28 protein-coding genes are annotated in these 22,038 nt (G+C 41.1%); 20 read left to right on the top strand and 8 right to left on the bottom strand.

What is annotated here, in order from left to right; translation table 11 throughout:
• Nucleotides 1–4 precede the first annotated feature (4 nt).
• From MUN87_RS11900 to MUN87_RS11890, 3 genes are all read right to left on the bottom strand, one after another.
• The gene (locus MUN87_RS11900) at nt 5–370 is read right to left on the bottom strand and encodes a hypothetical protein (RefSeq protein WP_244740379.1); all 366 of its coding nucleotides are present in this window, start codon (nt 368–370) and stop codon (nt 5–7) included.
• Nucleotides 371–913: 543 nt separating this feature from the next.
• Nucleotides 914–1,093, bottom strand: coding sequence for a DUF3951 domain-containing protein (locus tag MUN87_RS11895; RefSeq protein WP_244740377.1), 180 nt, complete (start codon nt 1,091–1,093; stop codon nt 914–916).
• 23 nt (nt 1,094–1,116) lie between these two features.
• Nucleotides 1,117–1,860 carry an amidohydrolase family protein gene (locus MUN87_RS11890; protein ID WP_244740376.1) on the bottom strand — a complete coding sequence of 248 codons (744 nt, stop codon included), beginning with the start codon at nt 1,858–1,860 and terminating at the stop codon, nt 1,117–1,119.
• Between the two features lie 145 nt (nt 1,861–2,005).
• Here MUN87_RS11890 and MUN87_RS11885 point away from each other — a divergent pair, with 145 nt between their 5' ends.
• From MUN87_RS11885 to MUN87_RS11870, 4 genes are all read left to right on the top strand, one after another.
• Nucleotides 2,006–2,488 carry a DUF2975 domain-containing protein gene (locus MUN87_RS11885; protein ID WP_244740374.1) on the top strand — a complete coding sequence of 161 codons (483 nt, stop codon included), beginning with the start codon at nt 2,006–2,008 and terminating at the stop codon, nt 2,486–2,488.
• Nucleotides 2,489–2,498: 10 nt separating this feature from the next.
• A complete protein-coding gene (locus tag MUN87_RS11880; RefSeq protein WP_244740372.1) occupies nt 2,499–2,708 on the top strand; it encodes a helix-turn-helix domain-containing protein in 210 nt (69 codons plus the stop codon).
• Between the two features lie 133 nt (nt 2,709–2,841).
• Nucleotides 2,842–3,306 carry a helix-turn-helix domain-containing protein gene (locus tag MUN87_RS11875; protein WP_244740370.1) on the top strand — a complete coding sequence of 155 codons (465 nt, stop codon included), beginning with the start codon at nt 2,842–2,844 and terminating at the stop codon, nt 3,304–3,306.
• A gap of 78 nt (nt 3,307–3,384) precedes the next feature.
• On the top strand, nt 3,385–3,684 hold the full coding sequence (locus MUN87_RS11870; RefSeq protein ID WP_244740369.1) for a DUF4306 domain-containing protein: 300 nt from the start codon (nt 3,385–3,387) through the stop codon (nt 3,682–3,684).
• A 646-nt stretch (nt 3,685–4,330) separates the two neighbouring features.
• Here MUN87_RS11870 and MUN87_RS11865 read toward each other — a convergent pair.
• On the bottom strand, nt 4,331–4,519 hold the full coding sequence (locus MUN87_RS11865) for a hypothetical protein (RefSeq protein ID WP_244740367.1): 189 nt from the start codon (nt 4,517–4,519) through the stop codon (nt 4,331–4,333).
• 188 nt (nt 4,520–4,707) lie between these two features.
• On the opposite strand from MUN87_RS11865, the gene MUN87_RS11860 reads away from it, so the two are divergent.
• From MUN87_RS11860 to MUN87_RS11830, 7 genes are all read left to right on the top strand, one after another.
• A complete protein-coding gene (locus tag MUN87_RS11860) occupies nt 4,708–5,394 on the top strand; it encodes a response regulator transcription factor (RefSeq protein ID WP_244740365.1) in 687 nt (228 codons plus the stop codon).
• Nucleotides 5,369–7,429, top strand: coding sequence for a HAMP domain-containing sensor histidine kinase (locus tag MUN87_RS11855; RefSeq protein ID WP_244740363.1), 2,061 nt, complete (start codon nt 5,369–5,371; stop codon nt 7,427–7,429). Before MUN87_RS11860 ends, MUN87_RS11855 begins: the two co-directional genes overlap by 26 nt.
• A gap of 142 nt (nt 7,430–7,571) precedes the next feature.
• Nucleotides 7,572–8,936, top strand: coding sequence for a copper amine oxidase (locus MUN87_RS11850; protein WP_244740361.1), 1,365 nt, complete (start codon nt 7,572–7,574; stop codon nt 8,934–8,936).
• Nucleotides 8,937–9,009: 73 nt separating this feature from the next.
• On the top strand, nt 9,010–9,663 hold the full coding sequence (locus tag MUN87_RS11845; RefSeq protein ID WP_244740359.1) for a class F sortase: 654 nt from the start codon (nt 9,010–9,012) through the stop codon (nt 9,661–9,663).
• A gap of 82 nt (nt 9,664–9,745) precedes the next feature.
• Nucleotides 9,746–10,135: a hypothetical protein gene (locus MUN87_RS11840; RefSeq protein ID WP_244740357.1), complete on the top strand. Its 390-nt coding sequence runs from the start codon at nt 9,746–9,748 to the stop codon at nt 10,133–10,135.
• Nucleotides 10,136–10,255: 120 nt separating this feature from the next.
• Nucleotides 10,256–10,714, top strand: a complete 459-nt coding sequence (locus tag MUN87_RS11835) for a GNAT family N-acetyltransferase (protein ID WP_244740355.1) — start codon at nt 10,256–10,258, stop codon at nt 10,712–10,714.
• Nucleotides 10,715–10,727: 13 nt separating this feature from the next.
• Nucleotides 10,728–11,060: a CHY zinc finger protein gene (locus tag MUN87_RS11830; RefSeq protein WP_244740353.1), complete on the top strand. Its 333-nt coding sequence runs from the start codon at nt 10,728–10,730 to the stop codon at nt 11,058–11,060.
• A 21-nt stretch (nt 11,061–11,081) separates the two neighbouring features.
• Here MUN87_RS11830 and MUN87_RS11825 read toward each other — a convergent pair whose 3' ends face one another.
• Entirely contained in the window at nt 11,082–11,660 is a 579-nt protein-coding gene (locus MUN87_RS11825; RefSeq protein ID WP_244740351.1) for a biotin transporter BioY, read from the bottom strand.
• 336 nt (nt 11,661–11,996) lie between these two features.
• Between MUN87_RS11825 and MUN87_RS11820 the strand changes: the two genes are divergently transcribed.
• The gene (locus MUN87_RS11820; RefSeq protein WP_244740349.1) at nt 11,997–13,493 is read left to right on the top strand and encodes a right-handed parallel beta-helix repeat-containing protein; all 1,497 of its coding nucleotides are present in this window, start codon (nt 11,997–11,999) and stop codon (nt 13,491–13,493) included.
• Between the two features lie 128 nt (nt 13,494–13,621).
• Here MUN87_RS11820 and MUN87_RS11815 read toward each other — a convergent pair whose 3' ends face one another.
• From MUN87_RS11815 to MUN87_RS11805, 3 genes are all read right to left on the bottom strand, one after another.
• Nucleotides 13,622–14,092 carry a DUF4188 domain-containing protein gene (locus MUN87_RS11815; protein WP_244740347.1) on the bottom strand — a complete coding sequence of 157 codons (471 nt, stop codon included), beginning with the start codon at nt 14,090–14,092 and terminating at the stop codon, nt 13,622–13,624.
• Nucleotides 14,093–14,094: 2 nt separating this feature from the next.
• Complete coding sequence (locus MUN87_RS11810) at nt 14,095–14,649, bottom strand: PadR family transcriptional regulator (protein ID WP_244740345.1); 555 nt, start codon at nt 14,647–14,649, stop codon at nt 14,095–14,097.
• A 169-nt stretch (nt 14,650–14,818) separates the two neighbouring features.
• A complete protein-coding gene (locus tag MUN87_RS11805) occupies nt 14,819–18,253 on the bottom strand; it encodes a DUF2339 domain-containing protein (protein WP_244740343.1) in 3,435 nt (1,144 codons plus the stop codon).
• A 385-nt stretch (nt 18,254–18,638) separates the two neighbouring features.
• Between MUN87_RS11805 and MUN87_RS11800 the strand changes: the two genes are divergently transcribed.
• The 8 genes from MUN87_RS11800 (at nt 18,639) to MUN87_RS11765 (ending at nt 21,673) form a co-directional block, all read left to right on the top strand.
• Complete coding sequence (locus MUN87_RS11800; RefSeq protein ID WP_244740342.1) at nt 18,639–19,091, top strand: hypothetical protein; 453 nt, start codon at nt 18,639–18,641, stop codon at nt 19,089–19,091.
• A gap of 48 nt (nt 19,092–19,139) precedes the next feature.
• Complete coding sequence (locus MUN87_RS11795; protein WP_244740340.1) at nt 19,140–19,640, top strand: hypothetical protein; 501 nt, start codon at nt 19,140–19,142, stop codon at nt 19,638–19,640.
• A 145-nt stretch (nt 19,641–19,785) separates the two neighbouring features.
• Nucleotides 19,786–19,995 (top strand): helix-turn-helix transcriptional regulator, encoded by a 210-nt coding sequence (locus MUN87_RS11790; protein ID WP_305037392.1) that lies wholly within the window; start codon nt 19,786–19,788, stop codon nt 19,993–19,995.
• Nucleotides 19,996–19,999: 4 nt separating this feature from the next.
• Nucleotides 20,000–20,320 (top strand): hypothetical protein, encoded by a 321-nt coding sequence (locus tag MUN87_RS11785; protein WP_244740338.1) that lies wholly within the window; start codon nt 20,000–20,002, stop codon nt 20,318–20,320.
• A 118-nt stretch (nt 20,321–20,438) separates the two neighbouring features.
• Nucleotides 20,439–20,891 (top strand): GNAT family N-acetyltransferase, encoded by a 453-nt coding sequence (locus MUN87_RS11780; RefSeq protein ID WP_244740336.1) that lies wholly within the window; start codon nt 20,439–20,441, stop codon nt 20,889–20,891.
• Nucleotides 20,892–20,967: 76 nt separating this feature from the next.
• A complete protein-coding gene (locus MUN87_RS11775; protein WP_244740334.1) occupies nt 20,968–21,138 on the top strand; it encodes a Fe3+ hydroxamate ABC transporter substrate-binding protein in 171 nt (56 codons plus the stop codon).
• Nucleotides 21,139–21,153: 15 nt separating this feature from the next.
• Nucleotides 21,154–21,384: a hypothetical protein gene (locus tag MUN87_RS11770; RefSeq protein ID WP_439649627.1), complete on the top strand. Its 231-nt coding sequence runs from the start codon at nt 21,154–21,156 to the stop codon at nt 21,382–21,384.
• A gap of 136 nt (nt 21,385–21,520) precedes the next feature.
• Nucleotides 21,521–21,673: a hypothetical protein gene (locus tag MUN87_RS11765; protein WP_244740331.1), complete on the top strand. Its 153-nt coding sequence runs from the start codon at nt 21,521–21,523 to the stop codon at nt 21,671–21,673.
• Nucleotides 21,674–22,038: the final 365 nt, after the last annotated feature.

Genomic DNA, 22,038 nt, shown 5'->3' with positions numbered 1-22,038 from the left:
GTTATTACCCTTCGACCATTTTCAAATAGACCCTTTCCTCCCCATCAACAATGGCGATGTACACAGGCGAATCTGTTTCAAATATCTTCGTTCCAACCGGCAGTTTATTCGCTGTGCCATTTGTGAACCGGATGGCCTTATTGGTTTGTTTGGTGATTTCACCGACATGCTTGCCTAAGGCATACTCTAATTCCTGTGCCCATTCAACATCTTGTGCATTGGAAAATACATAATCATCAAGCTGAAAAATATCAGCGTCGTCATACTGCAAGAATTCTCTCGGAGTGGGATTGCCGGTACTGCTCATTGTGCACCCGACTAAACAGATAGAAATGATCATGATGGGAACTAGATATTTGGAGAATGTCATGTGGATACCTCCTCGTAAAAGACTTCTGCTGTTTTTCAAGAAGTAAGAAAGCATAAAAGTACAGTCATAAAAGTAATCAATGCCGAACATGAAGATGGGTTCTTATAATATAGTTTATGTCAACTAGCCGCTTTATGCTTAGTGGTAATTTTGAAATGATTCATGTGCTGGGGTACCGCTCCGTCCAACCACTCCGCGTCCTGCGGGGCACGGCTGAAGCTAACTTTGTGAAGAAAGATCGCTTCACAAAGTTAGCTTCAGCGCCTGCCTGTCCCGCGGGAGTCTCCGTGGTTGGCCTACGCTAGGATTGGTGCTCTACAACCTTTGTAAAAGATAGCATATTGATCACTCATGACTATATATAACAGGAATTGCATGTATAACATAATGCCTAGCACCACTGCTTTTAGCTGTTTCAAATGATGTAATTATGGTGCGTCACTTCTGCACATGCTGTTAACATTACTACGGATAAACATAATAGCGATAAACATTACTTCATATCATTTTCTCCTCTAAGCGTTTGGCTCTAACGCGGTGCGGTCATTCATCATCATCTTCTTCCTTTTGTTCGTTACGAAATTCGCTATCCATCTGGCCAGTAATATGGTCGTATGGTGTATAGCTATTATTAGGTTTCCTTTTTCCAGAAACCATTTTAAAAATCGTAATGCTGACAACTAAAATAACTAACAGGATAAAAATAACTGCTATCGAAAACACCGTCCTTTCAAAAATGGTTCCGCTCACTTGCCATACCATTGTAAAGCATTGGTGTACAAAACCTTATCGGCTGCTTTTTCATCAAAGATGCGCTGGATCAATGTGATATCAGATATGGCAAATGGTCTCCTTGCTCTTGTCGATGGCAAATCTGTGCCAAACATAAGGGCGTCAGGATTTGCTTGATAGATCGCTTTCAACGCATGTTCAACATCGAGGTCGACACGGCCGAAGCCTGTTGCTTTGACATGAATTCCTTTATCGGCGAGCTGTAATAAATAGGGCAATCCTTCCTCAGACAAGCCTAAATGGTCAATAGAAATGGCAGGGAGCTGCTCAATTGTTGGCATGATTTCGGGTAAGTCTTTCGCGTCGATATACAGTTCACTATGCCAGCCAGCTACGTCATATACTCTTCTTGCCAAGTAATTGAGCTCGGATAACGTCGCCGAACCACCTCGTTTGATATTAAAACGTATGGCTCTGATTCCTCTGTTATGTAAGTGGATGATTTCTTCGTCTGTCACGGTTGCAGGTAATTGCGTGACACCACAAAAACTGGAGCCCAACTCATTCAAGGCATGTGCCAGATATTCCTGATCAAATTCTTGGAAGGAGCCAGATACAACCGCTCCACCCGCTACATGCAAGGCTGCGGTTTCCCTCTGATAATCGGAGACTACATAGTTCGGTGGCAAATAGCCCTGGTTCTCCTTGATTGGAAAGCTATCATCAATAATATGAAAATGTGCATCGAAAATTCGCATCGTATTTCCTCCCTAAGCAACCATGCCTTCATATTAACATAAAATACCATCTGTTAACACGTTTGATTGAAACAACAAAAATTTATTGCAAAACGATAAATGACGTGCTACATTATAATAGACAAAAACGAATTGAGGTGTTCTTATGAAAAAAGGATCTACCATTTTTCTAAAATTGGCTGTAATCCTGATGGGGGTTCCGGTTCTGGCTCTTTGTATATTTCTAGTTCCGAAAATTGGGGATTTCGCCGCAGAGCTGTATCCGGATTTTACTATCATAAAATATTTAGTCATGTTTGTTTTTTATGCGTCAGCTATTCCATTTTATTATGCGTTGTATCAGGCGTTTCGACTGTTGAGTTACATTGACAGAAATCATGCTTTTTCCACGTTGTCGGTTACGTCGTTACAACATATCAAATGGAGTGCGATTACGATTAGTGGTTTGTTCGTAATCGCAATGCCACTTTTTTATCTGGTGGCAGAAAGAGATGATGCACCAGGAGTGATCTTGGTGGGCATGGTACTTATATTTGCAGCGATGGTGGTAGCAGTCTTTGCTGCTGTTCTCCAACGATTGCTAAACGAAGCGATCCACATAAAATCTGAAAATGATTTAACGGTTTGAGGTGACGATTATGGCGATTATCGTAAATATAGATGTAATGCTGGCTAAAAGGAAGATGAGTGTAACCGAGCTGTCAGAACGGGTCGGAATAACGATGGCGAATCTGTCTATTTTGAAAAATGGTAAAGCAAAGGCGATACGAATCTCGACGTTAGATGCGATATGTAAAGCGTTGGATTGTCAGCCTGGGGATTTGTTGGAATATAGAGAGGACGAATAGTGAGCGTTTTGAACAGGAACTGCCAATGCCAGGCAGTTCCTGTTTTTAGTTATGCAAAAAAACAAGAGAACTTTGCCATTCAAGTTGACATATGACACTATTAGTGTAAAATTACACCAAAGAGGTGAGCGGAATGGAAAAAATGCAATTCGTTAAGCTGATATCTGACAATATGAAGTTAGTTCGAACAGAACAAGGTTTTTCTCAAGACAAAATGGCTGAAATACTAGGGATTTCCAAAAAAACGCTTGTGCAAATTGAAAAGGGAAGAACGACAGCTAATTGGACCACCGTGGCTGCCTTCTGTGCTTTGTTTCAACACAGTTCGTTGCTGTTTTCCATTATTGGCGATAACCCTGTCGATTTTCTTCAGTTAATTATTTCCGATAATCAGGCTATGCCAGGAGATAAGACGATGGGTGGTAAGATCTGGTGGAAAGATATTGAATCTACAAGTGATTTCCGCTTGCAACAGAACTTAATTAGTCATCATTATCGTATTTTAGATAAGCAGGATTATCGCTGGCATAGTTCTTTTGACAAGGAGATAAGTCTAAAGCGCCTTAATGAAATCCAGATTGACAAGAAAAATGTATAAATGTTGAGAATGTATCGCGGCGCTAACGGTCCATAATACCCCGCTTATGGTTGAGATTATTAAAAGGGAGTGGTTACGTTGAAATGGTGGATTCTATGGTTTTTGAGCATCCCATTGTTTCTCATTAGCTATTTGTATTCTTTCTTTATCGAATCTAAAATTGCATTCTGGTCACAGGAAGAGTGTAAGCCTGAATTTATTTTCACACCGAAAGACGTGGGTTATTGCAGTGATATCTATACAATTGATGTGGTTTTAATCGCTTTAAAGAATAACCCTGTTTCTTATGTATGCATTATTCTAGGTTTGTACATAATTGTTTTTTTAGTCTGTCAGGCAGTTAAATTAGTAAGGTACGTACGCAACAAATGGTTGTAAATTTAATGGAGGGTGATTGTAATGAGAAAAACGGATATTATCATAGTTGGCATTTTCAGTTTAGCAACTATTTTCGGAATATTCGGTCAATCTGTCGCTTATTTTTTGAATGGGGTTCTTGCAATAATTCCCCCCTCATATACTATTTAACTGTCGTCACGGTAACTAGTATTATTTTATTTATCAGTTCTTTTGTTTTGGTATATCTTCAATATAGGTAAAAAAGAATGAAAAGGGTTAAAATGAAAGTCTATTTTTCATTATTCTGTGTAAGTGATGGTTTATTTCCTGTTGGTCTATGTTTGTTTTAATTATGTGGTGGGGCTAACTTAGGTGGTAGAGGAAACCAAAAGAACAGATGCTTATCTATCCTTTTGGTTTTCTCCTACAGTTCACTTATTATCATCTTATTCTGCGGTTTGCATATCTTCAGGATAGTTTATTGTGTCAAAAACTTTACCATCGCCCTGCAGGACGCGAAGTGGTTGAACGGAGCACATCTAATATACCAAAGTGGGCGCAACGTTAGCATTAGATCATCCGCCGTATAAGTAGTTGTATATTATCCTGTTAGTGGACCACCGTCTATTTCAAATTGTCCGAAAACCAAATGATGTCAACCCCACAAAGTCTATATTGTCTCCTATTATAAAACAATCTCACATTTCAAGCTGTTTCGATTTACAATAATATATTTCCCTGTTGATTTATTCATCACTTGTGACACTTTCTTGGTATGCGTTATCTCACACCAATCATTTTGTATATCGACTAATAATTTTATTTCGGCATCACTTTCCCCGTATTTCACACCACTATAAGATAATTTCGTCATCAACATCATTCCTTTCTGCATCTCTTAATTAATTATACGAAACAATTCGTACGAAAACAGCTTTTTCTATTAAGAAAATCTTAAGAAATACATCATCCATATATTAAGATTTCCTTGCTATGATACCAATAGTACCGATCATAAAGAGGTGATATACTTGGAGAAAATACGTGTAGGAGTGGGCGTGAATGAATATATTGGTGTGCGATGACGATCAGGCAATAGTCGATGCGATCGCGATCTATCTGGAAAATGAGGGCTATCACATTTTTAAGGCGTACGATGGGACAGAAGCGATTGCGGTTGTCGCGGAGCAGGAAGTCCATCTCATTATCATGGATATTATGATGCCGAAAATGGACGGGATTAAGGCAACAATGAAGATCAGGGAGGACAATAATATTCCATTAATCATGCTCTCGGCCAAATCAGAGGATGCCGATAAGATTATCGGACTCAATCTGGGAGCGGATGATTACATTACCAAGCCGTTTAATCCCTTGGAATTAATCGCACGGGTGAAATCGCAACTGCGGAGATTTACTGCGTTAGGTGGTATGGAGACGAGAAGCGGTCTCTATCAGTCTGGCGGTCTGGCAGTCGATGATGAAAGTAAAACCGTGACAGTTGACGGTGATGAGGTGCATCTGACACCGGTGCAATACAAGATTCTATTGCTATTGACGACGAACGCCGGCAAGGTCTTCTCGATCGAAGATATTTATGAAAAAGTATGGAACGAAACTGCCTACAGTCCGGAGAATACCGTGTCTGTACATATTAGAAAAATAAGAGAAAAGATTGAGATCAATCCGAAAGAACCAAAATATTTGAAAGTGGTGTGGGGTATTGGATACAAAGTGGAAAAAATTTAGCCGGTCACGCATAACGAAGGTTATTCTGTTTGTACTGATGGTTGCCTGTTTTACAGCAGGCATTCATGCACTTATTGATGCCATAGAATCAACAAACGGCGAGATAGAAGATGTGTGGGTAGAGGATTATTATCAGAGTCAATCCTATATCGAGGAAAGTAACGTGCTGATCGAACATCTGACGAGACTTTTAGGAGAGTATAAGAGTGAGGAGCACATCTTAGAAGGTGGTACGATCAGTGCGGAAGATATGGAAATGAGGAAAAACGATTTACTTAACGAGCATTATAATGAGTTTCATGATTCGTCATTACCTGAAGAAGACTATATGGAGCAGTTTGAACAGGAGTATGCGGAAGAGATCGCAGAAGCAAAGGACGAGATGATTCAGGAGGATCTGCGGGAGTACCATTGGATTTTGCAGCAAATCGAACAAACAGGTCCGCCCTTATTCTATGCAACGGATGGTGAGAATGTCTTTACCAACACAACGATTACAGAAAAGAGAGAGTTTGAAAAACACCCGGCCTTTATGATTTTTGAAGGGTATGATCAATCAGTTTTTCCCCAATCAACGATGGAAAATGAGTCGTTTCACTGGATTACCAATTACCTGTCGAGCTTAGACCCGCAGGAAACGACGGTTTATTTAGCCTTTACCGAACAATCTCTAAATGAACTGGCGCACGATTGGCAGGAACAAAAAGAGCTGGTTAAGGACGCTGTCTATCAATTAGCCATATTTCTGATTGGGTTTCTGCTCACGTTCGGTTGCCTGGCATGGGTAATAGGCAAAAAATCCGAAGATGAAGCGATTCATTTTCACGGACTGGATAAGCTGTACAATGATATCAATATTGGCTTATGTTTTCTGCTTATCCTGCTTTGGTTTTACCTCATGGGTATTGTGTACCATAGCATGGATGTTATGCTTATTCCGGTTACCGCCCCGATCGCAGCGGTTGGCTTGCTTTTGATAATGTCACTCGTCAAGCATGTGAAGCATCAGTCATTTTTCAGGCATATGCTGCTGTATCGCTTGTTCTACCATGTTGTGAAGTTTGTCGGTGATGTCTATCGGAGTGGCGGGGTTGGGATCAAGACCGTCCTGATTGTAGCCGGTTATCCATTATTAGTAGCGGTTACCTTTTTCATGTTCCCAGTGACTATAGCTGTTGCCGCATGGTTTGCCTTCAAAAAGGTGAAAGAATTTCGTTCGATTCAAGCGGGAGTAGAAATTGTAAAGGAAGGGAAGCTGCATCATCGGATTGATGTAGAGGGGAAGGGTGAATTCGCTCGGCTCGCTTCCAATATTAACGGGATCACAGATGGCTTGAGCAAGGCGGTCGACAGCGAGCTGAAGAGTGAGCGGATGAAGACCGAGCTGATCACCAATGTCTCGCATGATATTCGCACCCCGTTAACCTCGATTATTACGTACGTCGACCTTTTGAAAAGGGAAGAGGATCCGGCTAAGAAAGAAGAATATATCGAAGTGCTAGATCAGAAAGCAAAAAGGTTACAGCTGTTAACCGATGATCTTTTTGAAGCGGCGAAGGCCTCCAGTGGCAATATTCCGGTTGAGTTGCAGCAGATTGATGTGGTGTCGCTGATCAGTCAGGGGCTTGGCGAAGTGAATGATAAGATCGAAGCGGCCGATCTGGATCTGAAATTCCGTCATTCCGATGATAAGTTATATGTGACAGCAGATGGCAGGCTGTTATGGCGATCGATCGAAAATGTCCTGTCTAACATTTTTAAATACTCACTGCGAGGGACGAGAGTATATATAGATATCGAGGACGTGGGCGATCAGGTCTGTCTGTCGTTTAAAAATATTGCGGCCTATGAATTGAATATTCCAGCTGATGAATTGCTGACACGTTTTAAGCGAGCAGACGAATCGCGCACGAGCCAGGGTAGCGGATTAGGTCTGTCGATTGCCAAGAACCTGATCGAGACACAGAACGGCAGCTTCGAGATCCAGATTGATGGCGATTTATTTAAAGCACTGATTTGTTTGCCAAAAAAATAAGCTGGGCTAAATGCCTGCTATGACCGGTTTCTGATAAGGGAACCGGCTTTTCTTTTAAACTTTTTTTCGTAATAAGTGATCCAACTCCACATTCCTTGCGTAAGCCTAGTAGATTTATTAAAAAAGGGAGAGTGGATTTTAAATGAATTGGAAAAAAGCATTAGTAGTCGTACCAATGAGTGCAGCTTTATTGATACCGACAACAGGGGAGTATGTCAGCGCAGCAAGTGAAGATTCGATGCCAACGGTTAGTACAGCAGGAGCAGACTTGCGGGCAACGCTTTCTACTTCATTATCTGAGCATGCGAACTTAGCCGTCATCACGATGCGTAAAGGAATTGAAGGTGCAGAAGATTTTGATGCAGCAAAAGCACAACTTTCTGAGAACACGGATGATTTATCTGCGGCCATTGCGTCCGTCTATGGCGATGAAGCAGGACAAGCGTTTAAAGATATGTGGAGCGCACATATTGGCTATTTCGTTGACTATGTAATGGGAACAGCAGAAGAAGATGAGGCGAAAAAACAAGCAGCATTAGATGAGTTAAAGCAATATCGTCAGGAATTTTCCACCTTTTTAGATGATGCAACAGAAGGACGTGTCGAAGCTGATGCATTAGCAGAAGGCTTACAGCAGCACGTCAATCAATTAATTGGTGCATTTGACGCGTATGTAGATGGCAATTATGAGGAAGCATTCAACTTGCATGCAGAAGCAAGTAATCATATGTTTATGCCGGCAAAAGGCTTATCAAGTGCGATTACCAGCCAATTCCCGGACAAATTTAACAACACGATGGCAGTAACACCAGCATCTGATTTACGTCAGACGTTAAATAACATTTTATCAAATCATGTTGTATTTGCGGTAACAGCAATGCAGAATGGTATCGAAGGGGAAGAATCTGCTGAAATTTTTGAAGCGAACGCAGCGCAATTGTCAGAGAATACCGATAAGCTGGCGAAGACGATCGAATCGGTATATGGTGCAGAAGCTGGGGAACAGTTCAAGTCAATGTGGAGTGACCATGTCAGCTACTTCGTTGATTATGTGAAAGCAACAGCTAATGAAGATGAAGAAGCAAAACAAGCAGCATTAGATGAACTGGCGCAATATCGCGAAGATTTCTCCGCGTTCATGGAAACAGCAACAGATGGCAACATTTCTGCTGATGCTGTAGCGGCCGAATTACAAGAGCACGTTAATCAGTTAATCGGTTCGTTCGATGCGTATGCAGCAGGTAATTATGAAGAGGCGTATGATTCTTTCCATGAAGGTTATGTCTATGCCAATGATATTTCCAAAGCACTGTCAGGAGCGATCGTGGCGCAACATCCGGACAAATTCGAATCATCCATGCCAAGCGATATGCCGAAGACCGGTATGGGCGGTACAGATAAAGATATGATGGACTACATTGCTTATATCGTAGCATCTGTCTTCGTCATCATGGCAGCAGCAGGATATACGACGTATCGCAGAAGAAATGCCGCACAGTCTAAATAACAGCTTAGAAGGAAAAGAGAGGGCATGGATCCTCTCTTTTCTACTTTAAATGTATGGGCGAGGTGAAGTGAATATGAAATGTCTGAAAATGATGATGGCTCTTTTCATAGTTGGCTTGATAGCTGGCTGCAGTCAATCGGAGCAAAATGTCAATGGTTCTGGTTCAGCGCAGCCATCAGAGATGGAGCAGAAGGAAGAGCGGAGTGCTGTGGAAACGGCGCAGTGGGAAGATATATATGCAAGTGGTGAGGCGGAAGATGATTCAGGGGAAAATGAAGGTGGAAGCATTATTCCTGCAACCATTTCAATCCCTGCTATCGACGTTTCAGCCGCTATCGAGCATGTTGGAAAACTATCGAACGGTCAAATGGGCGTGCCAGAGCAAGACGAAAATGTCGGCTGGTACGAATTCGGTGCCAAGCCAGGCGAGCAAGGCAGCGCAGTAATGGCCGGCCATGTCGATAACAAAACAGGACCAGCCGTTTTTTATCACTTGGAAGACATGCAGGAAGGTGACAAGATTCATATCACCAATGAGGAAGGCGAGCAGTTAACCTTCGAAGTCTATCAAACCAAGAGCTACCCAAAAGACGAAGCCCCGATCAGTGAAGTATTCGGCTACTCCGCTGCCCGAACACTGAAGTTGATAACCTGTACAGGTGAATTTCTCGATGATGTCGGCACACATGAGAATCGCCTGGTCGTCTCCGCACAGCTTGTGAAATAGAGATTGCGCTTATGCTTATGGACAGGAAAACGCGTAATCGTGGTGAACGAGTCCGGAAGATTGGACTCGAGGACAGAAAAATATGAAATTGGGAAAAGTTGTCCATAAGACCGGATCTCGTGGACAGAAAAATGCAAAATCGAGAAAAGCTGTCCATAAGACCGAATCTCGTGGACAGAAAAATGCAGAATCGGTAAAAGCTGTCCATAAGATCGGATCTCGTGGACAGAAAAATGCAAAATCGCGAAAAGTTGTCCATAAGATCGAATCTCGTGGACAGAAAAATGCAGAATCGGTAAAAGCTGTCCATAAGACCGGTTCTCGTGGACAAAAAAAAGCAAAAAGGGTAAAAGCTGTCCATAAGATTGCCTCTCAACAACAAGAAAAAGACTTACCAGCTAACATGGCCGACGAAAACCTCTGCATAATATGCTATCATGTATACAACGCTATTTTTTTATCACGGCGCTAAGTGGGGGATAAACGGACGATAACTTCCAGATAAGTTTCGCTAGCAATCAGTAGGAGCCAAAAGCTCCCTCACTGATAGCAGTCCCGCTTTATAACGCCAACAATAAAGGAGTGACCCGTCATGGTAACACTACAACCAATGACCACAGCTCAATTTCAACAATTTTTCCAAACAGCGATTACAAATTATGCAGCGGAAAAGGTGAAAGCTGGTAATTGGACAGAGGAAGATTCGCTTCAACATGCCAGGCAAGATTTTGATAACCTGTTGCCAGACAGGGAACACACGAAAGACCATTATTTATTTGCGATTATGAGCGAGAATGGTGATCAGGTCGGCATCATCTGGCTGGCCAGACAAACTGCCGAAAAAGGGTTCATCTATGATATTTTGATAGAGGAAGCATATCGTGGCAAAGGCTATGGGAAAGCGGCGATGCAGCAAATCGAGGTAGAAGCAAAGCAATTGGGCATGCAGAAAATAGGCCTTCATGTATTTGGCCATAACAAAACAGCTGTTCATTTATACGATTCATTAGACTATCAAACTACCAATATTGTCATGGAAAAAGAATTATAAAGAAGGTGTCGGTGTGAAGAAGATACATGGTGTCCATGTTCATGGAGCAGTTATAGATCAGGAAACTCGTTGCAAGCATTACCGTTTGCCGGAGGATATCGTTGCGATTAAATTTAAATGTTGCAACACGCATTATCCTTGCTACAAGTGTCATGAAGAAGAAGCAGATCATCCAGCCGAAGTATGGCCGGAAGAGGAGTACAATCAGCAAGCGATTCTCTGTGGGAAATGCGGGACAGCATTAACGATCTCCGCATATATGCAGTGTGATTCCGCATGTCCGCATTGCGGCAGTTCTTTCAATCCAGGCTGTCGACTTCACTCCCACCTTTATTTTTCCAGATGAAAAAGAGGTCTCCAAGCAAGCTTAGGAGGCCTCTTTTTTGGCGATGACTGGTGTGTTACGGTTGATGCTTTTATAGAGACGTGGTGCTAATGTGCCGGCGAAGACTGCGAGAATAAGGTCTTTTGGCAGAGGAGCTGCCATCCATAGCCATGCCACCTTGTAACTGATCTCCTCGGCGGAGGCCAAAAATTGATAGGCAAAGTACATCCAATTTGTGCCAAAGCCATAATTAATGCACAAACCGACCAGTGCAGCAATGACAAAATTCGTTTTGCTAGCCTTTCGTTCTACTATTTTTCCGACGACGTACGCTACGATAATGTAAGATAGAATAAATCCGAAGGTCGGACTGACGATGGCGGACCACCCGCCTGAGAAATGAGAGAAGACAGGTGCGCCAGCAAGCCCTACCAATGCATAGACTATCATCGAAATAGCCCCTAATCGGCTGCCTAGCAACAATCCTGCTAATATACAGAAAAAGGTGGTCAGTGTAATAGGCACGCCGCCAATGACAATGAAGGACGTAATATTGGCGCCGATTGCCATTAGGGAAGCAAACATCCCCGCTAGTGTGATATCAACTGCTCTTAATTTCATCTTTTTTTCTCTCCTCCACGGTAATTGTTTTTTCTAGCATAACGGAAAGTCTTATCTATTGTCAACTAAATTTAATAAAGGTTAACAATATTGACTGAGATAAAGTGGAAATGTTTTCGTACCAACGATTCACCTCTAATGTTGGAGTAAAGCAGAAGAAGCACGCTCAGACAATTTTCTGGAAAAATGGAACACTTTCAGAACATGAATGACAGAATTTATTACGCTATACTATTAATGTAATCGTTTTCATATAATTATTTTTCCGTAGAAGGGAGGATTATTAGCAGGCAACACTATGGAAAACTATCGCTAATAAAGAAGGGAGAACTATCGTTGAAGAAAATTAGTTTGACGTTGATTGGGGTTATGTTCGCCGTTATCTTTATGACAGGCACGGTTTATGCAAGTGAGGCGCATCATACTTATTTCATTTCTCCAACTGGCAGTGACAGCAATCCTGGAACGAAAGCAGAACCGTTTAAAAGTCTGATGAAAGCTCAATCTCAGGCATCTGACGGTGACACAGTATATATTCGTGAGGGAGTCTATGATGAGTTCGAAATAACTGAAACGGACAATCCGCTTGAAGATGTTTTTCACTATGTGAATGATATGTATAAGAGTGGCATTACCTACAAAGCTTATCCTGGAGATGATAGACCAGTTTTTGATTTTAGTGATATGCCTACCGATCAGCGTGTCATTGGTTTTTATGTTGGGGAGGATGTAACAGACATTAACTTTGAAGGTTTTGATGTGACAGGGATAAAAGTAGGCGAACAGAAGCAAGCTGCCGCCTTTAGAATGATGGGCGAAGCAAACTTTTGGAATATGTCTGTGCATGATAATGAGGCAATCGGTTTTTACTATGCGGGCGGCAATGCCTCAGGGATTGTCTACAATTCCGATGCCTATAACAACATTGGCCCTACTTCCAGGTCAGCTGGTAACATAGACGGTTTTGGTGCTCATGGAAAAGAAGTATTATTCATTAATAACCGTGCATGGAATAATAGTGACGATGGTTTTGACAGTATCAGTTCAGAGGGGAATGTGATTTTTCATGGGAACTGGGCTTTTGGACATCAGGGAAATCAGGATCGTTTAGGCGATAAAAATGGCTTTAAGGTTGGTGGGTATAGTTATAACACGACCGGTCTCCCGGACCCTTTGCCGGTTCATACTGTGCAATATAATCTCGCTGCCAATAATGGCGGGAACAACTTCTATGCCAATCACCAGCCTGGTCAATCCGCTTATTGGTATAATAACACGGCTTACCAACCTGGCTATGGTTCCAATTTTAATATGCTCGAGCGTGTCAGCCCAAGCAGTGAGGAGGACATTGCTGGGTACAGAGAGGTGTTACACGGCAATATTGCTTTCGAAGGTGTATTAACATCGAACAATAATACGCCGCCAGAAAATGAAACAAATAATTCCTGGACGATTGATGGAGGGCTAGCGCTGACAGCTGAGGATTTTAAAAGTCTGGATATGTCTGAGCTAACAGCACCTAGAAAAGCAGATGGAAGCTTGCCAGATGTTGATTTCATGGAACCTGCGCGTAGCAGTGCACTGTATCCGTACCACTTAGGATACCTGTCTTATCAAAAAGATCCGCTTCTAGCACTGAAAAGACTAGTAACGGTATTTGTTGAGAACGGAATGATTGATAATCTCGGCATTACTCATAGCTTGCAGAAGAAATTAGCGTACGAACATGTCACTTCTTTTAGCAATCAAGTAGAAGCGCAATCAGGCAAACATATCGATGATGGAATTGCCCGCGTGCTGCAGCTTGAAGCGGAGGCTTTGTTAAACAAATAGGAAAAAGAGAAGCACCTGCGTATACTTTTACAGGTGCTTCTCTCTTATCTAATAGGCGCTACTCGTTGCAAGATCCATCGGACGGTAATTTGCTCGATTTCACCTCATTAATAATATCAAAACAGACATCAGCCTAACCGCTTGCTTGCTGTTTTTCTGTCAGTCGTAACAGGTAAATGTTCCAAAGCCTTCCCAAGACCGTATCGTGGCATGTTGCCGTAAATCGATTCGTAATTGCCTTTCTGCAATCGATACGTTTCATGGTAAATGCCGACTGTTTCATTGTTACCGACTTTTGTGTTGAAATTTCTCCACGCGGTTAAATGCTTTTCGTTTTTTGCATAGGCTAGCAGGTCTTCGGTTGAACGCCAATATTGAATCATGACAGTGGTTCTCAGGCCGAAGTAGCTTTCCATTGACAGAAATCCCAATTCTTCCTTGTTCGTATACAGCTCTTTTATCATGCCAGGCATAGCGTTGAACACCGGTAACCACTTATGGATCGCCAACCGCTTATTTATTCTCATACCAATCAGAAACACAACGATATCCTCAGAATTATCAGTGGTATAACGCCCTGTATAGATTTCCTTTGGCATTACTATTCCTCCTTAGTGGAAAGTTGAGCAAGTGTTACATGACACCAATCGATCGCCGCTTGTGTCGACCTTTTTCCGTAGTCTAGTGTAAACAGCCAGTACTTCGTATCTTCTTCGTCCTCTTCGTGTTCCATAATGGATCGCTCAATGGCTTCATATGTGAAATACCGTTTTTTCAGCTCCTGTTTATAATCCTGCAGCAGTATTCTCGACTGTTCCTCGCTCTGTTGGCGGCCGAAAAAAAGTTTGAGCAAAATCTCATTTCGTTCTACAGGCAATTGCCCGGTCGGCTGCGCTAACCATTTTTTAAGCAGCTCCATGCCTTTCGTTGTAAGGTGATAATCCTTACTGGCTGGTTTTCCTGGTACAGATTCGGTTTGAACTTCTGCTAAGCCATCTTGTACAAGTAATTTTAGGGTGGGGTATATTTGGCCATAGCTGATTTTCCAGAAATGATTCAAGCTTTGATCAATGAACTTTTTAATCTCATATCCGCTTTTGCAATTAGTTGTTAAAATTCCTAATATGGCGTAGGTTGTATCGTTATATGTCTTCATTCTCACCCACCTATCTAAAAGATATATATCATTTAGATATATAGTAAAACATATAGGAAAAAAATGCAAGAGAAAAAAGCCCTCTGCTAATATAGCAAAGAGCTTTTTCTTTTATCTTTAAATTGATTCCTATTGTAAGTATGGCAAGGAAGAGTGAGGTGAATACAGATCAATTCCACTCTCTAAACCGGACAATCATCCCTTTTACTTTCTTCTCCAATCTGCCTTCATCGTCTCGTTGTTTTTTCCATTCATTGTAGCTTGCGATTGCAATTAACAGAATACCTGCCATTAACAGATACGCCCACCACGGCATATTGCCCCAGTAAGGTTTGGTCTGATAGATAACGTTGAACAGTAATGTCCCAAGCCCGATAAAGAAATACGATTTGATCTGAAGATACATTCCTGCCAGCAGCGATGCAAGTGACAGAACCCCGATGATAACCGCATCCCAGACCGTGTGACTAACAATCGCATCCTGTACGAGATATACGGTAATGAAGGCAAGTATGACGGTTTGCGCATGTGTCATGACGTATGGATAGGATCGCCAGACTTTCTTCGTTAACAGAATCGACAGGACAAACACAGGTACCATTGCTATTTCCGCATGGAACAGTTCTGGGATATAAGTTAAATATTCCTGATAAATCAGGTAATAGGCAGGCAGCAGGCATAGTGCTCCTGCTGACATGATCACCTTTTGCATGACAGGCTGACTGATCCGCTTCACCTGAAGGAACAGCCACCCCGCAATCAGTAAGTATGGCAGTATCCGAACCCATACACTGTCGATGGCTTCCGCATATGCAAAGGTAAACCCTGCATACAGTACGGCAAAAAGTGAATACCAGTCGATCAGAAGCTTGTGCTTGTCGTCATCAAATAACTTCTCGAATAAAACTCTTCCAGCTATCGTTAAGGCAACAAAACAACCGCCATAAATCAGCAGCATCCCGACATCGCCAGTCACATACTGTTGGCTTTGCCACATCAACAGCAACAGCATCAATGGTACAATCAGTGCTAATGTCCAGTTGCGTCGGTGCAGCAGATAAAGGTTCACTATCCCAAATCCAAATACAATCGCTACTTCACCCAGTGTTGGCAATGTTTCGAATGTCGTGACGATCAGCAAGCTGAGATTGCCAAACGGAATCAGATACCATTCCATTCGCTGCTTCCAATCGGTTTGGAAGAACAAGCTGATTAGTACAAGCAATACACTCGATGTAACAAAGCTAAACGCAATCGAAATCGTTTCTGTCCAGTCATAGAACAGGACGTGAAAGATGACCAGAAAAGAAATCAAAGTCATTGCCGCATAGAGAAACAGTTTAAGCTGCCATTCTGTTCGTTTTATCCAAATGCTGTAGAGATAAATTGTAAGTGGGATCAGGAACAGACCAGGGTGAATCGTGTGTATCGTTAATTGGTTCGCTATTACCCCGAGAATCGTATAGGCAAGCATAATATGTGCCGTCCAGAAAAAATAAGGCTTTAACGCAGTGACATATTTGCCGGCAACCCAATCTACCCCAAGTAAGAGCAATGGTCCAAACAGCATATACACAGTTATCGCGTCCATTTTGGTAATAGCGAAAGTGCTTGTTAAGGACATGTAAAAGGCAAACGTCATCACAGAGACAACGGCCCATAAATAATTAATTCGTACGTAACGTACCAGCCAAATAGCGATCATGATCCCGCCAAGCAGTATAGCTGGACGGATAAATTGTGTATCTGTCGCTGTGCTGCTTGTTAGTAGCATCAGTACTGCTAATCCATAGCTTGCTTGCCCCATATAGAAGACGGCTTGTGCCAGTATTTTTTGCTGACCCTTTTGCCACAACAGGCTGACCATCAGCAGTATGACACCAGAAATTGCAAGGTGAAAGGCAAGATGTAAGTGCTCTTCATAAGCAGGCAGAGCCGAAATCAGTTTCGGATAGACGATTAAACAGGCAAACAGCCCGCAGAAGGCATGTGTCCAAGGTGCGAGTGCTTTCGCTGACGTCTGTTTCGCCAGGATGGAGACGTAACCAGCTAGTAAGCTTGCGATAAACGTCATCCATGCCACTTCGATATATCGTGCTACTGTTATTCCTTGAATGACTGACAGCAGCATCACGAAGATAGCGAGATATGCTGTACTCGTTTTTATCGTAGGCAGAAACGACTTTTTACCAGGCATAGCATGGATGATATAAGATAAGACGGCGAACAGGAACATAAATAATTCGATGTTAACCGGCACAAGCTGTTCGAAGGCTACTTCCCAAAGTTGCATCCCGCTGAAAAAGAGAAACACCGGTGCCAGCCAGCGAAACACCTGTCTGTTGGTTATTTCGGCAAGATACAGGTAGGTACCTGTAATGACCAGATAAGCGAGCAGTAACACCCATGAATCCTGCTCCTGTCTGATCGCCAGTGCTTGAAAACTGATGAAAAGAAAGGCACAAAGCGATATCACACCACTAGTGTAGTGAAATACCTTCGCCAACGTCGCGTCTTTTTTTACGAGTGTTGCAAAGCCGAGATAGCTCGCCCCTAATATCCCGTAGATTAATAAATCAATATTCTCAAGCCATGTCTGCTCTGTCAGCTGATAGATACCATATGCAAACAAAGCAGAGAACACGAGCTGATAGGCTTTGGTGTTATAAACGAAGACCATCGCCATATACAAGGCAGCGGTCAGCAAGACATTAAAGCTGTAAAAGAGCGCAGAATCAAATACCACTAACATCAGTAACGTCGAGACAATCAGGTTTAACTGCGCATATGACGGTAACTCTTTGATAAAAAGAGGCAGCTTCGGCTGTTGGCGGAATCGGTGATAGCCGAACAACAGCGCGGCATTAAACAGCATAATCAGTAAATAGAATACGTCCGCTGACACGTCGATGGCAGCGATCGTAAAGCCGACAAAGAAGGATAAGAATAAGTAAAAGATCCAGACAAATAATCGGGAGTTATTTTTGACGGCATTGCGGAAATAAAGTGGTAATGGCAATAGGGTACACAGCATTCCCAAAACAAATTTTCCCTCGCCATATAAGCTCAAATAGGAGCCAAACAGCTCAAAGTAACCAATCGCAATGATCGCGATCGGCAACAGCAAACTGCCCAACGTCAAAAATGCAAAGGCTGTTTTACTAATTTTTAGGATCGAGGACGATATCCCGCTTAAGATAAAGAAAAATCCGGAAACACCAAGAAGTGTGACTACTTTTAAGGCGGCTCCCATTTGCTCCCACGTACTGGTGGCGACGACCAATCCACTGATAAGTAAGAAGGAGACACCGAGGATAAGGAGCCAGGTAATGTTCCGTTCTCTGATTTGTTCCGGGCTTTTCGGTTTTGGCTGCTTCGGTTCTTTCTTCGGTGCTTGTGTTTGGACAGGCTCTGCTGCAGGAGTTGCATGCGTGGCGGTAACCGGTTCAGCGGCTTTGACAGGTTGTGCTTCGTGTTGGGTATAGTCTTTGTAGGCCTTCATAATGTACATAAAATCTTGTTCGTTAATATAGCCAGCCTGCAGCAAGTTAACCATCTCCTGGCCAACTATTTTTTCTTTTTCCGATTTCGACTGTTTACTCACTTGTTCACCCCATTTTTTCACGGCGCTAACCGTCCGTAATACCCCGACATCAAGATTCGAGAGATAACTAAGAAGCGAAGTGCGGGATAAACGGACGATAACTTCCTGATAAGTTTCACTTTATCGTGATCACCGTTGTACTATGCATATGAAAAAATTAACAGTTTTTAGTACTGTTATTGTAACATGTATTTATTTGTTATAACATAAAGAAAATGGATAATTTTCACTTTTTAGAGTGGTTTATATTCGCTTTTATAGTGTTACGTAAGAAGACAGTAATTTTTTCATCAGTGATCCGCTTTGGTTTTTGGGAGTTGGCATGATACTGGTGATCGGTGTTGTGGTGGGCTGGAGACTATGAAGAAGGAAATAGCGGCAAGGGGTGAGGATAGTTCAATTAATCAACAATACGCAGGTTAAGAAATTATTAGCCTTTTTGTTATTGGCAAGTATCGTTGCGGGCATTTCTTATTATATGGTTTTCGAATTTCCCATTTTACCAAAAGGTTATTCTATTGTAGAAATGCAAAACAATAGCATGACATTGCAATCATACAATATAGCGGGGATTGAGAGGGATATCGCAACGGTAAGTTTCTCGGAAGAAGATACCTGGAAGATTGCTGCTATCGAACACGAAATAAAAAGACAAAAAGAATTCTTATGGCTGCTATATTTTGCGGTTATGGTATCTATCTTTTTGTTCTTTTATAAGGTTCGTAACAGTATGAAAGTATGGAAAGCAATATTAGATAGTAATCTTATTTTTTCTTTTTTGATACCGCTCTCTATAATAAGTAATTCGTTAGATCGGATCCAGCATTTAATGAGTTGATTTTGAACCAATAGCGGGGCAGGTAGATATAATCGAAGGAGTGGGTCTTTGTTTAAGCATCATGTAATCGAGTTCATTTTTAACGAAAACAAATTTAGATTAGAGAAGTTTTTTCTCCTGCTCGTTTTAGGATGGGCAGTTATCTATTCATATACGGTCTTTCGTGTTTCATTATTGGTACCTGTTTTCATACTGATTGTCACAACGTCTGTAATCAAATTAACGTGGTATAACAGGAAAGAGAATATAAAAGTAAAGGTGATCGATTGGATAGGAATCATATTATGTTTCATTGTTTTAACCACAGCGGTTTTTCTTCATCTGAAAGAAAATAAAGTGGAACAAGCTATACATAATGAGATTGAAGAAAAAGCAGGTAGCGAATCGTTTACTATTGAATCTATAGACGAGATGAAGAGCGAAGAAAATTATTATGTAGTTGGCTACACCCTAGAATGCGAGGACACTAAGTATATGGAATGGTATTATTGGCGGGATGGGGAGTTGATTCATAATCTTACTAGGAAAATTGAATATGACAATCGGTGAATATTATCAGCCTCAACAGGGAAGACAAAAATGCAACATTGCAAACCAACCATTGTGTAAAAAGTATTTGACAACTTGGTTGGTTTTTTTATTATATTAGGTGTAAAAGGTTTTTGACACATCGAGATAAGGGATTGATGACATATTGAAAAATAATATTAAACAATTAAGAGAAGGCCAAGGTATTTCCCAAGGAAAATTAGCTTTAATTTGCAGTGTAAGCAGACAAACCATTAATGCTATTGAAAATAACAAATATGACCCAAGCTTAGAATTAGCATTTGCGATTGCTGATGCTTTGGAAACTAAGGTAGATTCATTGTTTAACTATCAAAAAAATAAGAAAAGAGGATGATAATATGAATATTGTTTTAGTAATCATTGCTGGATTACTAGTATTGGCAGCAATAACATCTGCAAAAAGGTTATCCGGTGATGGTTCATCAAAGGACGACGAACGCCAAAAGAAAATTCTTAAAGATGCAGCACTTACAAGCTGGCAAGTAATAATGTTATATGCTTTTATTTGTCTTATGAACATGTTGCCATTCGTAAATGAATTGGTAGATCCATCAAAGATTCAACATATAGCTTTCTTTTCTAACGGTGGGGACATTCTTTTAATAGCTATTTTAGGTTACTTTATGGGTGGGATGATTTCCTATTTTCGCTATTCTTAATGCTTGAAACTATGGATGATTAAGTTGATGGGTAACTTACTTGAAATCATTTTTGTAACTTTAAATTAGCCACAACTTATTTTGGGTTAGTATAAGAATCGAAAGGAGATTACAAACAGTGAATTACAAAGCAAAAAAGCTCTCTAATCAAAATATGGAAGAGTGTACGCTTCTATATAAGGCGGTTTTTAACGCTGAGCCGTGGAATGATGGTTGGGAATATAAGGATGCCAAAGAAAGGCTAACGGATATTTTTAGTAATAGAAAATTTTTAGGTATAGGTATATACGATGATGATCAAAAATTGATTGGATTCCTGTTGGGCCATATAGAAAGATGGTTAACCAGTAATCACTTTTATTTAAATGAAATGTGTGTGAAGACGGAACTTCAAAGTAATGGAATTGGTTCAAGATTGCTATCAGAATTTGAGATTACTTGTAAGGAACATAATATTAGCCGCATCTACCTTTTGACCGCAAGAGAAGGACAGGCAGAAGCTTTTTATAACAAGAATGGATTTTATAAAAGTCCCAAAATGATGATGATGGCAAAAAGGTTAGAAGGTTAGTGCATAATCTAAGGAAATTTTCAGGGGTTATTTTCGTACAGGTAGTATGAAAAGCATTGTCTGGAGGTGTGTGAAAATGTTATGGGATAAACCAGCATGCACTTTTTGCAGTAAAGAAATCAAAGGGGATGACGTAGTCTTTGTCAAAATGCGTTATCCTAAGAAAAAAGGCATCACCGAAATCAAGGCGTACTTAAGCAATGAAGGGGAATTTATATGTGAAGCATGTTTTAACAATAATAAGTAAAAGGGAGTGAGAGGCTTGAAAAAGTATGTTGTATTCATTTTAAGTTTTGGTTTGCTGTACAGTATATTTCAAATTGTTTCAGGTTTGCTCCTGACAGCTTCTTTTACACCAGATTTTTCTTCCCTGAGCAGTAAGCTGAGTCAGGAGACCGTGTTTGGACAGACTTCCATCATGCCGTTCGTAGCCGTTTTATTAGTTGCTACTTTCGCTTACTTTTTGTCTCAACGAATAGTTAAATCGAGTTAGAGTTAGTGAGTATCAGTAAGAAAAACGGATGCTTCTCTCGAATTTGGGTAGGCGCCTCATTCGTATGTTTTTGTGATACAAGGTATACCAAAGTTATAGAATAGAAGTACCAATAAGAATGGGAGGCAGTTAATCTGTGAGTAAAAAGACGATACATGGTGTTAACGCTATCATAGGTGTTTTGCTTTTTGGATTTTCTTTATTTTTATCTTGGTTTGGATTAGTATTAGTGCCTGTAATGGATATAACAACAGGTATCATTCTTCCCATTATTATTCTTTCAATATGATTAACTGCATATTACCTGCAAATTAAATTTCGTACTTCTGTAGCCTTCTTATCTTCTGTAACTGTTGAACTCCTTGTTTTTGTAATCATAATAATGATGGCAAGCCAACAAATTGGTATAACGATAGTGGGATGAGGGTGGCACCTTAAACAAACGAGCAGACGTGGAGTATAATTCTGTATTAATGGAAATGGTGCGTGATTGAGAGTACTCGTAATTAAAAGAAGCAATTGTGATTAAAGTTAGTCACTCTATTATAAGTAGAAAACTGCAATAAGCTATATGCTACAATATAAATAAACCACTGCAATAAAACGCTTAACGAAATGACGTTCTAGCAGAGTGCTTTAATAAAGGAGTTGAAT

Source organism: Gracilibacillus salinarum, assembly GCF_022919575.1.
Classification (GTDB): Bacteria; Bacillota; Bacilli; order Bacillales; family Amphibacillaceae; genus Gracilibacillus; species Gracilibacillus salinarum.
Note: the sequence above shows the minus strand (reverse complement) of the source record. Positions and strands in the feature narration are given on the sequence as shown.

Excerpts from the sequence above, each read along its gene's own strand:
- MUN87_RS11835 (WP_244740355.1), top strand. The coding sequence starts at position 10,256 with ATGGTAACACTACAACCAATGACCACAGCTCAATTTCAACAATTTTTC.
- MUN87_RS11845 (WP_244740359.1), top strand. The coding sequence starts at position 9,010 with ATGAAATGTCTGAAAATGATGATGGCTCTTTTCATAGTTGGCTTGATA.
- MUN87_RS11785 (WP_244740338.1), top strand. The coding sequence starts at position 20,000 with ATGAATATTGTTTTAGTAATCATTGCTGGATTACTAGTATTGGCAGCA.
- MUN87_RS11850 (WP_244740361.1), top strand. The coding sequence starts at position 7,572 with ATGAATTGGAAAAAAGCATTAGTAGTCGTACCAATGAGTGCAGCTTTA.
- MUN87_RS11860 (WP_244740365.1), top strand. The coding sequence starts at position 4,708 with ATGAATATATTGGTGTGCGATGACGATCAGGCAATAGTCGATGCGATC.
- MUN87_RS11810 (WP_244740345.1), bottom strand. The coding sequence starts at position 14,649 with ATGAAGACATATAACGATACAACCTACGCCATATTAGGAATTTTAACA.
- MUN87_RS11885 (WP_244740374.1), top strand. The coding sequence starts at position 2,006 with ATGAAAAAAGGATCTACCATTTTTCTAAAATTGGCTGTAATCCTGATG.
- MUN87_RS11890 (WP_244740376.1), bottom strand. The coding sequence starts at position 1,860 with ATGCGAATTTTCGATGCACATTTTCATATTATTGATGATAGCTTTCCA.
- MUN87_RS11840 (WP_244740357.1), top strand. The coding sequence starts at position 9,746 with ATGAAATTGGGAAAAGTTGTCCATAAGACCGGATCTCGTGGACAGAAA.
- MUN87_RS11875 (WP_244740370.1), top strand. The coding sequence starts at position 2,842 with ATGGAAAAAATGCAATTCGTTAAGCTGATATCTGACAATATGAAGTTA.
- MUN87_RS11815 (WP_244740347.1), bottom strand. The coding sequence starts at position 14,092 with ATGCCAAAGGAAATCTATACAGGGCGTTATACCACTGATAATTCTGAG.
- MUN87_RS11900 (WP_244740379.1), bottom strand. The coding sequence starts at position 370 with ATGACATTCTCCAAATATCTAGTTCCCATCATGATCATTTCTATCTGT.
- MUN87_RS11880 (WP_244740372.1), top strand. The coding sequence starts at position 2,499 with ATGGCGATTATCGTAAATATAGATGTAATGCTGGCTAAAAGGAAGATG.
- MUN87_RS11825 (WP_244740351.1), bottom strand. The coding sequence starts at position 11,660 with ATGAAATTAAGAGCAGTTGATATCACACTAGCGGGGATGTTTGCTTCC.
- MUN87_RS11775 (WP_244740334.1), top strand. The coding sequence starts at position 20,968 with ATGTTATGGGATAAACCAGCATGCACTTTTTGCAGTAAAGAAATCAAA.
- MUN87_RS11865 (WP_244740367.1), bottom strand. The coding sequence starts at position 4,519 with ATGACGAAATTATCTTATAGTGGTGTGAAATACGGGGAAAGTGATGCC.